The organism is Sphingopyxis sp. CCNWLW2 (assembly GCF_037095755.1).
Classification (GTDB): Bacteria; Pseudomonadota; Alphaproteobacteria; order Sphingomonadales; family Sphingomonadaceae; genus Sphingopyxis.
The window spans coordinates 1104167-1117779 of sequence record NZ_JBAWKJ010000001.1; the positions used below are offsets into that span (position 1 = coordinate 1104167).

The window sequence follows — 13613 nt, forward strand, 5'->3', positions numbered from 1 at the left end:
CTGGACGCAAAATCACTTCAATCCAGCGCGTGGCGGCTTGCCTTGGCGGGCCGCCGCTGCTTTTGGCGCCTCCTCTGACAAGGGGATGATGTCATGCGGGTCTTTTCTGCCATGATGATGATACCGCTTCTGCTCACGGTTTCGGCCGCGGCGCAAGAAGTCGAAGTCACCGACAATCCGATCGCGGAGATCGTCCAGCCCGCCGATTCCGAAACCGAAATCGGCGGCGGAATGGCGAGCTATTACGGCAATGAACTTGCCGGTAACCGCACCGCGAGCGGCGAACGCTTCGATCCCGGCCAGCTCACCGCAGCCCATCGCTCGCTTCCCTTCGGCAGCATGGTCCGCGTCACCAACACATCGAACGGCGACAGCGTGATCGTCCGCATCAACGACCGCGGCCCCTTTGCGCACGGCCGCGTGATCGACGTCAGCCACGCCGCGGCACGCGAAATCGGCATGCACCGCAGCGGCACCGCGCGCGTGAAGCTGGCGTTGCTGAGCGACGATTAAGCCATCCGGGCAACCGGCCGCTAACGACCGGAAGGTGCCGTCCGTTTTTCCAACCCCGTTCGCATCGAGCGAAGTCGAGATGCCCCTCAGGCTAGGCGTGGCGCCGATGGGTGTCTCGACTTCGCTCGACACGAACGGAAAGAGGGATGGCAGCTTCCCACCCGAACGCTGCCGCTAAGTCGCTAATCGAACACCGACCAGCCAGCCGCATAGGCGAAATGCTCGAGCGCGACCGCACCCGCCAATGACGTGCCCGCCTCGTTGAGTGCGGGCGACCACACCGCGATCGATCCCTGCCCCGGCGCGATGCAGAGGATCCCGCCGCCGACGCCGCTCTTGCCCGGCAAGCCGACGCGAAAGGCGAATTCACCCGAATTGTCGTAGTGACCGCAGAGCATCATGATCGCGTTGATGCGCCGCGCGCGGTGCGGTTCGATCAGTTGCTCGCCGGTGCGCGGGTCGCGGCCCTCCATCGCGAGGAACAGCCCGGCACGCGCAAGCTGGCGGCACGACATCGCGATCGCGCATTGGCGGAAATAGACGCCGACGACGGTTTCGACCGGATGCTTCAGGTTTCCGAACGCGTCCATGAAATGCGACAGGCTGCGGTTGCGCGCGCCGGTTTCGGATTCGGAGAAAGCGACGTCGAAATCGATCCCGACGTCTTCGTCATTTGCCCGCGCGCGCATGAAATCGACGATCTCGCCCGCGACCGCGTCGCCGCTACGTCCGTCGATCAACCGGTCGGTCGTCGCGATCGCGCCCGCGTTGATCAGCGGATTGCGCGGGATGCCATGCTCGCTTTCCAATTGGACGATCGAGTTGAACGCGCTGCCTGAGGGTTCGCGCCCGACGCTGTCCCACAGCGAACTGCCGACCCGGCGCAGCGCGAGCGCCAGCGTGAAGACCTTCGACACCGACTGGATAGAGAAGGGCTCGTCGGCGTCGCCCGAGGTGTGGACGGTGCCGTCGGGGAGCGCGAGCGCGAAGCCGAGCTTGTTCGGATCGACCTTGGCCAGCGCGGGGATATAGTCGGCGACGCGGCCTTGGCCGAGATGTGCCGCAGCGAGCGTCATCGCCTCTTCGATATGATTGCGCAGATCGCCGGTCATCGCGCCCGCCTAGCATAATCGACGCGCAAAGCATGTATTTTCATTTTGGTGAAAATATTCTATAAAGTAGAAATCAACTAGGCGAGTCGGGAGAAGGAAGATGGTCGATCATCCGCGCGGCAAGGGGCTTTCGAGCGCCGTCAGTTACCAGGACAGCAAGGCGGCGTTCCGCTGGCTGGAAGAGGCGTTCGGGTTCGAGCCCCTGTTCGTGCTGCTCGACGAAGCGGGCAACCTCGCGCATTCGGAAATGGGGTATGGCAATTCGGTGGTGATGGTCGGCAATGAATGGTCGGACGACCACAAGAGCCCGAAGTCGATCGGCGGCAAGAACACGCAGTCGGTGCATGTCCAGCTCGCCCTCGGCGACGATATCGACGCGCATTGCAACCGCGCGCGCGCCGCGGGGGCTGCGATCATCGCCGAGCCCGAGACGCAATTTTACGGCGACCGCAGCTATCGCGCCAAGGATCCCGAGGGGCATATCTGGACCTTTGGCGTGACGGTCGAAGCGAAAACCGCCGAGCAATGGGATGCCGAGGGCGGCTTCACGACCAAGACGCGGCTCGACGATTGAGCGCCGCGCTCGACCGGATGCTGGGCGCGCTCGCCGATCCGAAACGGCGGCGCGCGATCGAACTGCTGGGCGAGCGGCCGCGCAGCGCGGGGGAACTCGCGGGCGAACTCGGCCTCGCGCCGCCCGCGATGAGCCGCCATTTGCGCGCGCTCAAGGAAGGCGGGCTGGTCGAGGATGGGCACCCCGACTTCGACGCGCGCGTGCGCATCTATTCGCTGAAGGACGGCGCGACCGCCGAGCTGAAGCAATGGCTGGCCGAGACCGAGGCGCTATGGTCGCACCAGCTTGCGGCGTTCAAGGCCCATGTCGAGGGCGGCGCATGACCGCGGCAGTGATCGTCGCCTTGCGCATCGGGGTGGCGCCCGACGTCGCCTTTACCGCTTTCACGCGCGATATCGGGATGTGGTGGAAGAACCATCCGCTGTTCCAGCTGTCGCGCAAAGGCGATGGTATGCTGCGCTTCGATCCTGCGGGGCCGGGCGGGCGGCTGGTGACGCGCTTCGACGACGGCAAGGAGTGGGAGATCGGCGCGGTGCGCCATTGGCTGCCCGGCGAGCGGCTGGCGTTCGGCTGGCGGCTGCCGAGTTTCAAGGCCGATCAGGCGACCGAAGTCGATGTGCGCTTCGAGGCGATCGGCGATGAGACGCGCGTGACGGTCGAGCATCGCGGATGGGATGCGATCCCGCAGAAACATGTCGCGCGGCACGGGTTCGAGCTGATGCTGTTCCAGCGAAGGTTGGGCGAGTTTTGGCGGGGGTTGCTCAAGGGGATGAGCGAGAATCTTTAGTCCCCCTCCCGCTTGCGGGAGGGGTTAGGGGAGGGCATGTCAAATAGCGGTCGGGCCGAAACAGGCCCTCCCCCGACCCCTCCCGCAAGCGGGAGGGGAGAAGAAGCTTGCCCCGCACGGTTCGCCGCCCCACGTTCAACGCATGCCGCTCCCCGCCCCTTTCACCGACTGGTTCGCCGCGCGCGGGTGGCGGCTCAGGCGGCATCAGGCCAATATGCTCGCTGCGGGGACGCGCGGCGAGAGCGCGTTGCTCGTCGCCGCGACGGGCGCGGGCAAGACGCTATCGGGATTTCTGCCGACGCTCGTCGATCTCGCGCAGCATCCGACCGACCGGCTGCACACATTGTACGTTTCGCCGCTGAAGGCCCTCGCGGCCGACGTCGAGCGAAATTTGCTCGGCCCCATCGCCGAGATGGAGCTCGACATCAGCGTCGAGAGCCGTAGCGGCGACACATCGTCGGACAAGAAGGCGCGCCAGCGCAGCCGGCCGCCGAATATCCTGCTGACGACCCCCGAATCGCTGTCGCTGCTGCTGTCCTATCCCGACAGTTTCACGATGTTCGCCGATTTGAAGACCGTGGTGATCGACGAGATCCATGCCTTCGCGCCGGGCAAGCGCGGCGATTTGCTGAGCCTTGCACTATCCCGGCTCCAGACGATCGCGCCAGGGCTGCGCCGCGTCGGCCTGTCGGCGACGATCGCCGACACCAGTGCCTATCGCAGCTGGCTCGCGCCGAACGGCGATGCCGAGGCGGTGACATTGGTCGAGGGCGAGGCCGGCGCCGATCCCGACATCGAGATATTGCTCCCCGAGGGCGCGGTGCCATGGGCGGGCCATTCGGGTCGCTATGCGGTGCATCAGGTGATGGGCGAGATCGCGAAGAACCGCACGACGATCATCTTTTGCAACACGCGCGGGCTCGCCGAGCTGATTTTTCAGGAGCTGTGGAAGGTCAACGACCTCAGCCTGCCGATCGCGATCCACCACGGCAGCCTCGACCGCGAAGCGCGGCTGCGCGCCGAGGCGGCGATGGCCGAAGGGCGGCTGCGCGCGCTCGTCGCGACGTCGAGCCTCGACCTCGGGCTCGACTGGGGCGACGTCGATTGCGTGATCCAGATGGGGGCGCCCAAGGGGTCGTCGCGGCTGCTCCAGCGCATCGGGCGCGCCAACCACCGGCTCGACGAGCCGAGCAAGGCGTTGATCGTGCCGGGCAACCGCTTCGAATATCTCGAGGCGCGCGCGGCGCTCGATGCGGTCGAGGCGGGCGAGCGCGACGCCGACCGCTTTCGCCCCGGCGCGCTCGACGTGCTCGCGCAGCACGTGATGGCGCTCGCGTGCGCGGCGCCGTTCAAGGAAGATGACTTGCTCGCCGAAATCCGCTCGGCCGCGCCGTACCAATGGATCGACGCGCCGACCTTCGCGCGGCTGCTCGGTTTCGTGCGCGATGGGGGCTATGCGCTCAAAAGCTATGACCGCTTTCGCCGCCTCGCGCCCGACGGGCAGGGCGGCTGGCGGATCGCGCATCCGCGGCTCGCCGCGCAGCATCGGCTGAACGCCGGGATCATCGTCGAGGCGCCGATGGCCGATGTGCGGTTCAAAAACGGCCGGCGGCTCGGCAAGGTCGAGGAATATTTCGCGAGCACGCTGTCGTCCGGCGACACCTTCGCCTTCGCCGGCCTGAGCCTCGAGGTCGAGGCGATCCGCGACACCGACGTCATCGTGCGCGCGACGACGCGTCCCGCGCGCATCCCGAGCTATATGGGCGCGCGCCTCGCGATCTCGACGCGGCTCGCCGACCGCGTGCGGCTGTTCCTCGCCGATCCGGCGAGCTGGGCGCGCTTTCCCGAGGATGTGCGCTTCTGGCTCGAAATGCAGGCGCTGCGGTCGGCGCTGCCGCGCCCCGGCGAGCTGCTCGTCGAGACCTTCCCGCACGAGGGGAATCATTATCTCGTCTGCTATCCGTTCGAGGGATGGAACGCGCACCAGTCGCTGGGCATGCTGATCACCAAAAGGATGGAACGCGCCGGACTGCAGCCGCTGGGCTTCGTCGCGTCGGACTATGCGCTCGCGATCTGGTCGCTGCGGCCCGTGACGCATCCCCCGAATCTGTTCGATGCCGAGATCTTGTCCGAAGAGTTCGTCGAATGGGTCGAGCGGTCGCATCTGCTCAAGCGCGCCTTTCGCGAGGTCGCGGTGATCGGCGGGCTGATCGAGCGCCAGCATCCGGGCAAGCGCAAGACGGGCAAGCAGGTGACCTTTTCGACCGACCTGATTTTCGATGTGCTGCAAAAATATGAGCCCGACCATCTGCTGCTCGAAGCCGCCTGGGCCGATGCGCGCGAGCGGCTGACCGACGTCGCGCGGCTCGGCGACCTGCTCGACCGCGCGGCGGGGACGATGCTGCACCAAAAGCTCGACCGGATCAGCCCGCTCGCGATCCCGGTGCTCGTGCTGATCGGGCGCGAAAATGTCGCGGCGGCGGATATCGACGACGCGCTGCTGGGCGAGCTGGCCGACACACTCGCCGAACGGGCGATGCGCCTCGACCAGTGACCGGCGTTTCGCTTGCTGCACGGCACGATGAGGCGTAGATTGCGACAAAATATATAGAGGATGCCAGCGATGACCCAAGCTATCCAGCGGTCCGTCCTGTTCGCGCTGCTGATCGCCGCCCCGGCGCTGATTGGCGCGACCCCGGCTCCCGCCGATCCGCCCCCCGTTCCGGCCCCGGCCGGCGACGTAGTCGCACCGCCGGTGACGGTGGTGCCCTTTATCCAGCCGTTCGACCTGGATGCATCGCGGCGCATGTCGGTGAAGGTCATGGTCGGGGGCAAGGGCCCCTTCTCCTTCCTCGTCGACACCGGCGCCGAGCGAACGGTGATCGCCCGCGAACTCGCCGAAAGGCTGGGGCTGGCCGAGGGCGCGAAGCTGAAGCTCGCGACGATCGGCGGGTCGGCGACGGTGCCGAGCTATCGCATCGCGGCACTGCAAATGTCGAATCTGCATCTCACCTCGGTCGAGGCGCCCGCCTTTTTCGGCCGACATATCGGTGCGGCGGGACTGATCGGCGTCGATATGCTCGAGGAACGCCGTATTCTCATCGATTTCCGCAAGGAAAGCATGTCGATCCTCGAAACGCGTATGCGCGCGCGGCCGATCATCCGCGACGATGACGCGATCGTCGTCACCGCGCGCAATTCGGCGGGCAGGCTGATCCTGTCCGATGCGCGCCTGAACGGCAAACGGATCGACGTGATCGTCGACACGGGGGCCCAGACGAGCGTTGGCAATCTCGCCTTGCAGAAACTCGTCGCCGCGCAGCGCCAGAACCGCCTGCCCTTCACCCCCACCATATTGGATGCGGTGACCGGCGAAGCGGTGCCCGCGACGCGCACGGCGATCAAGCGCATCGTGATCAACGGCATGGACGTCAACGACCTGCCCGTCAGCTTTGCCGACAGCCAGGCATTCCGTGCGCTGGGCCTCAACGAGCGCCCCGCGCTGTTGCTCGGGATGGACAGCCTGTCGCTGTTCGATCGGGTCGAGATCGATTTCCCGAACAAGCGCGTCGTGTTCGACCTGCCTGACGGGGCGCATCGCGAGTCCGGCCAACGCTTTGCCGCAAATGGGATCGCCGCAGGAGGCTAGGGCGCTTGCGGCGGGGTGCCGCCGCCGCCATAGCGGGCGCATGTCCGCCACCGCGACCTTCGATTTTGCAGGCCAGCAGTTTCAGATGCTGGCCGACCGGGCGCTGTTCTGGCCGCGCCACGGCGCGCTGATCGTCGCCGACCTGCATCTGGAGAAAGCGAGCTGGTACGCCGCGCTCGGCCAGCCATTGCCGCCCTATGACAGCCACGACACGCTCGACCGGCTCGCCGCGCTCGCGGCCGAAACGCGCGCGCGCGCGATCTGGTGCCTCGGCGACAGTTTCCACGACCGGGGCGCGGCGGAGCGCATCGTCCCCGCGGTCGCCGAACGCCTGTTCGGGCAGGCGGCGTCGGCGAAGCTGCTGTGGATCGCGGGCAATCACGACGGGCTGACCGGCGGTGCGTGGGGCGGCGAGGTCGCCGAGGAGCTGGTGATCGACGGCATCGTTTTTCGCCACCAAAGCCTTGCCCGCGAAACGCACCCGGAAATTTCAGGGCATTTCCACCCCAAATTGCGGCTCAACATCCGCGGACGGCATGTGTCGCGCCCCTGCTTCGCGGGCGATGGACAGCGCCTGATCCTTCCCGCTTTCGGCGCGCTGACGGGCGGGCTCGCGGTCGAAGACGCGGTCATCGCCGCGAATTTTTCCGGTGCGTATGAAGCGATGCTGGTCGCGCGCGGACGCCGGCTCTGCTTTCCTTGCCCCGGCCGGGCGGCCGATGACGCTACGGCAAGCCGTGCGCTTGCCGCTCGCTAGGCTCTAAGCCCCGCCGAACAGGCGCTTTTCCGCCTGTGACCAAAAAGCATCACCCCGCCAAAAACGACGCAAATACGTGCCCCCCGCTGGATCGGCCGCGCAATTGAGTTATGCTCCGACCGCAACAAAAATAAATAAATGTTGAGAGGAGTGCCCGATATGAAATCATCTTCCCTTCGTGCTGCCCGATTTATGCGCACCAGCGCGCTCGGCGTATCGCTTGCCATGGCGGCGTTCTCGGTTCCCGCCTTGGCGCAAGACGCGCCGGCCGATACCGCGACCGACGACAGCGACAACACCCCGATCATCGTCACCGCACAGGGCCGCTCGCAGCTGCTCTCCGAGGTTCCGGTCGCGATCTCGGCGGTCAACGCCGAAACGCTGCAGAACAGCGGCGCGAACGACATTCGCCAGCTGAACCAGCTCGCCCCGTCGCTGCTCGTCTCGTCGACGGGCTCGGAAGCCAATGGCTCGGCGCGTATCCGCGGCATCGGCACCGTCGGCGACAACCCCGGCCTCGAAAGCTCGGTCCCCGTGTTCATCGACGGCGTTTACCGTTCGCGTTCGGGCATCGGGCTCAACGAGCTCGGCGAACTCGATCGAATCGAAGTCCAGCGCGGCCCGCAGGGCACGCTCGGCGGCCGCAACTCGTCGGCCGGCCTGATCAGCATCTATTCGAAAAAGCCCGATTTCAACTTCGGCGCCACGGGTGAGGTCACCTATGGCAATTATGATTATTGGCGTCTCGGCGGCAGCGTCACCGGCCCGCTCGGCGAAACGCTCGCCGCGCGCCTCGACGGCGTGTGGGTCAAGCGCGACGGTTTCTACAAAGACACCGCGAACAATCGCGACGTCAACAACCGCGATCGCTATTTCCTGCGCGGCCAATTGCTGTTCGAACCGACCGATGCGCTGTCGGTTCGCCTGATCGCCGATTATACCTCGCGCGACGAGGAATGCTGCGCGGCGACCTATGTCGGCCCGTCGGTGAACCCGTATATCGGCAATCTCAACACCCCGACCGCCGTCGGCGCGGGCGCAACCCCGACGTCGAACAATATCATCAACGTGCTGCGCGACCTCGGCCAGTCGGTCGGTGCGTTCAACCAGGGTTACAGCCGCGACATTTCGGTCACCCCGGGGCGCAGCTTTGCTGGCAAGACGAAGGATTACGGCTTCTCGGGCCAGATCGATTATGATTTCGGCGGCGCGACGCTGACCTCGATCACCGCGTACCGCGAATATCGGTCGAGCCAGGCCGGCGACGTCGATTATGGCACGGTCGACATCCTCTATCGCGCGCCCGACAAGGACGCCTATCGCCAGTTCCACACCTTCACGCAGGAACTGCGCCTGCAGGGCGAAGCCTTTGACGGCAAGCTCGACTGGCTCGTCGGCGGCTTCTATGCCGATGAAAAGCTGCGGGTGCGCGACAATCTGCGCTTCGGCACACAATATGGCCGGTTCGCGGCGTGCCGCCTGATCACGGGCACCGCGCTCTCGGGCCTCTATTCGCCGGCCAGCCCGTCGTGCATCATCCCGGGCGTCGGCCAGGCAACGCTGCTGGGCGCCTTCGGTCCCGCCGCCGGCCCCGATATCGTCGCGAGCCTCGCGGCGCTCGACGGGATCAGTGACAAGGGCAGCATCAACGACGTCTATCGCCAGAATGGCAAGAATTGGGCGCTGTTCACGCACAATATCTTCCACATCACCGACAAGCTCGATTTCACCTTCGGCGTCCGTTACACCAACGACAAGAAGAAGTTCTCGGCGACCTTCACCAACGACAACACCGCCTGTCAGGTGATCCAGGGCCGGTTGCTCGACGATCTGTCGAGCCCGAACGCCACCATCCGCGCCGTCGCGGGCGGCCTGATCGGCCTCGGCTGCCAGGGCAATTCGACCGCCGAGCTCAACAATGTGTCGATCAACGACAAGCGCAGCGAGGATGAATGGACCGGCACCGCGATCCTGTCGTACAAGCCGGTCGACGACCTGATGGTCTATGCGAGCTATTCGCGCGGCTATAAGGCGGGCGGCTTCAACCTCGACCGCTCGGCGTTGAAATCGCCGATCCTGCCGTTCGCGGCGACGCCGGGCGGGGCGCAGGGACTGGTGCAAAACCTGCAGTTCGATCCCGAAAAGGTCGACAGCTATGAACTGGGCGCCAAATATGCGACCGGTCCGTTCGGCCTCGGCCTGACCTTCTTCCGGTCGGACTTCTCGAGCTTCCAGCTCAACACGTTCAACGGCACCGTCTTCCTTGTCCAGAACGTCAACGGCTGCGACAGCGACCTCGCCGGCGGCGACCGCGACCAGAGCAAGTTCACCGGTGCGCCGAACTTCAACGCCGCGGCGGCAACGACGGGCGCGTGCCCCTCGGACGACGTCAGCCATGGGGTCCGGTCGGAAGGCTTCGAACTCGAAGCCTCGCTCGTTCCGGCGCGCAGCTTCCGCATGACCGCCGGCCTGACCTATGCGAAGACCAAATATCGCGGTCAGCTGGTCGGCAATAATTCGGGCGCCCCGCTCGATCAGGCGCTGCGCCTGCTGCCGGGCAACAATCTGTCGAACGCGCCCGAACTGGTCGCGACCGGCAGCATCGCCTGGACCCCCGACATCGGCAGCAGCGGGCTGACCGGCCTCGTCTATATCGATGGCCGCATGACCGGCGATTATAACACCGGGTCGGACCTGTTCCCGCAGAAGGAACAGAATGGCTATGCACTGTTCAACGCGCGCATCGGCATTCGCGGCCCCGACGAGAAATGGGGAATCGAATTCTGGGGCCAGAATATCTTCAACAAGCAATATGCCCAGGTCGCGTTCAACTCGCCCTTCCAGGAAGGTGCGACCTCGGCGACGACGGCCTTCTCCGACCCGCAATATCCGGGCGGCCGCCAGATCTTCTCGCAGTTCCTCGCGGAACCCAGGACCTATGGCGTGACGCTGCGCGGCAAGTTCTAAGCCCCAGCGAATTATGGACTATCGGGGGCGGGACACATGCTGTTCCGCCCCTTTCTTTTTGCCCGGACAAGTCAACCCGTCACATCTGACAGCTGTGACATAAATGCCGCGCATGGCCGCCCAATGACGTTACGGAACGGGTTACGCTGGATTGGCGCGGCCCGGCCGTGATAGGCTGACCGCAAATAGAATATCGTGACGCTCTCCCGCGAAAAACACCTGTGGAGGAGGGCCAAACCCATGAAAAACTGTTCCCGCCGTACCCGCCTGCTGCGTAGCAACGCCGCGGGCCTGCCGCTTGTCCTCGCCCTGTGGGCCGCGCCTGCCACGGCGCAGGAAGCCGGCACCACGACGAACGACGAAACGATCATCGTCACCGCGACGCGGCGCAGCGAGGCGCTGTCCGACGTCCCGATCGCGGTTTCGGCGGTCACCGGCGACACTCTCGAAAAGACCGGCGCGACCGACGTGCGCGCGCTGGGGCAGGTCGCGCCGTCGCTGCTCGTGTCGGGCGCAACGAGCGAGGTCAATTTCTCGGCACGCATCCGCGGCATCGGCACCGTCGGCGAGAATCCCGGCCTCGAATCCTCGGTCGGCCTGTTCATCGACGGCGTCTATCGCAGCCGGACGGGCGTCGGCCTGTCCGAACTCGGCGACATCGAACGCGTCGAAGTGCTGCGCGGGCCGCAGGGCACCTTGTTCGGGCGCAACTCGACCGCGGGGCTGATCAACATCGTCACCAAAGGCCCCGAACTCGGCCGCTTCGGCGCCAAGGGTTCGATATCCTATGGCAATTACGACTATTGGCGCGTCGACGGCATGCTCAACGCGCCGCTCGGCGACAAGGTGGCGGCGCGGCTCGACGGTGTCTGGCAGAAACGCGACGGTTTCATCGACAATGCGACGCCGGGCGAACCCGATATCAACGACCGCGATCGCTGGCTGGCGCGCGGGCAATTGCTGTTCGAACCGAGCGAGACGCTGAAATTCCGCCTGATCGCCGATTACAGCGAGCGCGACGAAAATTGCTGCGGCGGCGTCCTGCTGAACCCCGTGCGCAACCTGACGCGCGGACCCGACGGCTTCCCCGTCGCATCGGCGAACACATTGCTGCCGATCCTACAGGCCTTGGGCGCGAACCATCAGGTCCCGCCGGCGGGTACGCCCTTCGTCCGGCGCCAGTCGACGACGCCCGGGGTCACCTATCGGTCGGACACCAAGGATTGGGGCGTGTCGGGCGAGCTCAATTGGGAGCTTGGCGCGGCGACATTGACCTCGATCACCGCCTATCGCGATTACAAGAATGCGCAGGGGCAGGATGCCGATTTCAGCGCGCTCGACATCCTGCGCCGCACCGACCTCGACCGCCGGTTCCGGCTGTTCACACAGGAAGTCCGGTTGCAGGGCGAGGCGTTCGACGGGCGGCTCGACTGGCTGGTCGGCGGCTATTATGCGAACGAGAAACTCGATGTCGACGACGACATTGTTTACGGCAATAATTACGAGCAGTTCGCCAATTGCCTGCTCTTCGCGAGCGCGCTGCCGACCGCAGTGCTGCCGTCGAATCCGCAATGCGTAAACGTGCCAGTGGTCCAGGGGACAATCACCGCGCTGTCCGGGCTGCCCGTCGGTGACCCGCGGCGCGCGTCGATCCCGCTGCTGCAGGCGCTGATCGCCAATCCGGCGCGCCCGGGCTTCGGCTCGCTCGCGGCGGCACTCGGCCAGCCCGCGCTCGCGATCAACGGCACCGGCAATCAGGGATCGACCTTTGCGCAGCGCAGCCGCAACTTCGCTGTCTTTACGCACAACAGCTTCGATATCGTTCCCGACGTGCTGACCTTCACGATCGGTGCGCGTTACACGAGCGAACGCAAGACATTGGATGCCGACGCGAATTTCAACAATGCGATCTGTCCGCTGATCGTCAATTCGCCCTTCCAGTCGCTCGCGACCTTGCCGTGCGTGATCAACAGCACCGCGCCCGACCTGCCGCGCGGCAGCGCGGGGACGAAGTTCAAGGATAATGAATGGACCGGAACCGCGGTGCTGAGCTGGAAACCCGCGCCCGAATGGCTGGTCTATGGGTCGGCGTCGAAGGGCTATAAGGCTGGCGGCTTCAACCTCGATTTCTCGGCGCTCGACCGGACATGCAACACGACCTTCGACCCCGCGTGCGCGGCGCGGCTGGCGCTGCCCGCCAACACAAGCGGCAACGGCCGGCCCGAGGCGAGCGACCTGCAATTCGCGAGCGAAAAGGTCGATGCCTATGAACTCGGGGTCAAATGGGACGGCCCCGGGATCGACGTCAACGTCGCGGCTTTCTATCAGGAATATAGCAATTACCAGCTCAACACCTTCAACGGCGTCAATTTCGAGGTTACCAACATCCAGGCGTGCAAGGACGATCTGAACGGCGCCGATTCAGATGGCTCGGCGACGACCGGCGCCTGCCCGTCCGACCGGCTGAAGCCCGGCGTGCGGTCGAAGGGGATCGAGATCGAGGCGTTCATGCGCCCCGCGCGTTATGTGTCGGTCAATATGGGGCTGACATATGTCGACACCCTCTACCGCCGCAACCTCGTGGGGACGGGCGGGCGGCCGTTGTCGCCGGTGCTGTTCCAGCTTCCCGGCCGCGGTGTGTCGAACGCACCGCGCTATGTCGCGACCGCGGGGATCAGCTGGACGCCGCCGATCGGCAGTTCTGGGATGAGCGCGCTCGTCTATCTCGACACGCGCCTGCAAAGCGACACCAACACCGGGTCCGACCTCGACGTCGAAAAGATCCAGGACGGTTTCGCGATCTTCAACGGCCGCGTCGGCCTTTATGGGCCCGAGCGGCGCTGGGGCGTCGAGCTGTGGGGCCAGAATCTGCTCAACAAAAGATATTATCAGATCGGCGCCGACATGCCGCTGCAGGGTAGCGGCACCTTCCGCGCCGTCGCGGCGCCGGCTTCGTCGGGGCTGGCGGGCACCGCGACCCAGCTCTTCGTCGGCTTCCCGGGCGAACCGCGCACATACGGCGTGACGCTGCGCGGCCAGTTCTGACCGGTCTCTCCCCCTCCCCGCTTTGGGGAGGGCGTAGGGAGGGCCTGCCGCGGCCGGGCACTGTCGCGTCAGGCCCTTTCCTTTGGCGACGTCCGCTTTGGGGTGGTTAGCTGCCCTTTGTGCACCCCGGCGAAAGCCGGGGCCCAGTGCGAAAAAGCGTAAGGTCAGCTTTGGAATTCTGGGCCCCGGCTTTCGCCGGGGTGCACATT

10 protein-coding genes are annotated in these 13613 nt (G+C 65.6%); 9 read left to right on the forward strand and 1 reads right to left on the reverse strand.

Annotated features, from left to right (window positions below; translation table 11 throughout):
* The first annotated feature begins 93 nt into the window (after positions 1–93).
* Positions 94–513, forward strand: a complete 420-nt coding sequence (locus tag V8J55_RS05090; RefSeq protein WP_336444626.1) for a septal ring lytic transglycosylase RlpA family protein — start codon at positions 94–96, stop codon at positions 511–513.
* Positions 514–695: 182 nt separating this feature from the next.
* Here the strand turns inward: V8J55_RS05090 and V8J55_RS05095 are convergent, their stop codons facing one another.
* Positions 696–1625 (reverse strand): glutaminase, encoded by a 930-nt coding sequence (locus V8J55_RS05095; RefSeq protein ID WP_336444627.1) that lies wholly within the window; start codon positions 1623–1625, stop codon positions 696–698.
* A gap of 100 nt (positions 1626–1725) precedes the next feature.
* On the opposite strand from V8J55_RS05095, the gene V8J55_RS05100 reads away from it, so the two are divergent.
* From V8J55_RS05100 to V8J55_RS05135, 8 genes are all read left to right on the forward strand, one after another.
* Positions 1726–2199: a VOC family protein gene (locus tag V8J55_RS05100; RefSeq protein ID WP_336444628.1), complete on the forward strand. Its 474-nt coding sequence runs from the start codon at positions 1726–1728 to the stop codon at positions 2197–2199.
* On the forward strand, positions 2196–2522 hold the full coding sequence (locus V8J55_RS05105) for an ArsR/SmtB family transcription factor (protein ID WP_336444629.1): 327 nt from the start codon (positions 2196–2198) through the stop codon (positions 2520–2522). Before V8J55_RS05100 ends, V8J55_RS05105 begins: the two co-directional genes overlap by 4 nt.
* Entirely contained in the window at positions 2519–2986 is a 468-nt protein-coding gene (locus V8J55_RS05110; RefSeq protein ID WP_336444630.1) for an SRPBCC domain-containing protein, read from the forward strand. The genes V8J55_RS05105 and V8J55_RS05110 overlap by 4 nt, the downstream gene beginning before the upstream one ends.
* Before the next feature lie 142 nt (positions 2987–3128).
* The gene (locus tag V8J55_RS05115; protein ID WP_336444631.1) at positions 3129–5540 is read left to right on the forward strand and encodes a ligase-associated DNA damage response DEXH box helicase; all 2412 of its coding nucleotides are present in this window, start codon (positions 3129–3131) and stop codon (positions 5538–5540) included.
* Between the two features lie 69 nt (positions 5541–5609).
* Complete coding sequence (locus V8J55_RS05120) at positions 5610–6635, forward strand: aspartyl protease family protein (RefSeq protein WP_336444632.1); 1026 nt, start codon at positions 5610–5612, stop codon at positions 6633–6635.
* A 40-nt stretch (positions 6636–6675) separates the two neighbouring features.
* Positions 6676–7392 carry a ligase-associated DNA damage response endonuclease PdeM gene (pdeM, locus tag V8J55_RS05125; protein WP_336444633.1) on the forward strand — a complete coding sequence of 239 codons (717 nt, stop codon included), beginning with the start codon at positions 6676–6678 and terminating at the stop codon, positions 7390–7392.
* Positions 7393–7551: 159 nt separating this feature from the next.
* Positions 7552–10359 carry a TonB-dependent receptor gene (locus tag V8J55_RS05130; protein ID WP_336444634.1) on the forward strand — a complete coding sequence of 936 codons (2808 nt, stop codon included), beginning with the start codon at positions 7552–7554 and terminating at the stop codon, positions 10357–10359.
* 240 nt (positions 10360–10599) lie between these two features.
* Positions 10600–13404, forward strand: a complete 2805-nt coding sequence (locus V8J55_RS05135) for a TonB-dependent receptor (RefSeq protein WP_336444635.1) — start codon at positions 10600–10602, stop codon at positions 13402–13404.
* Positions 13405–13613 lie beyond the last annotated feature (209 nt).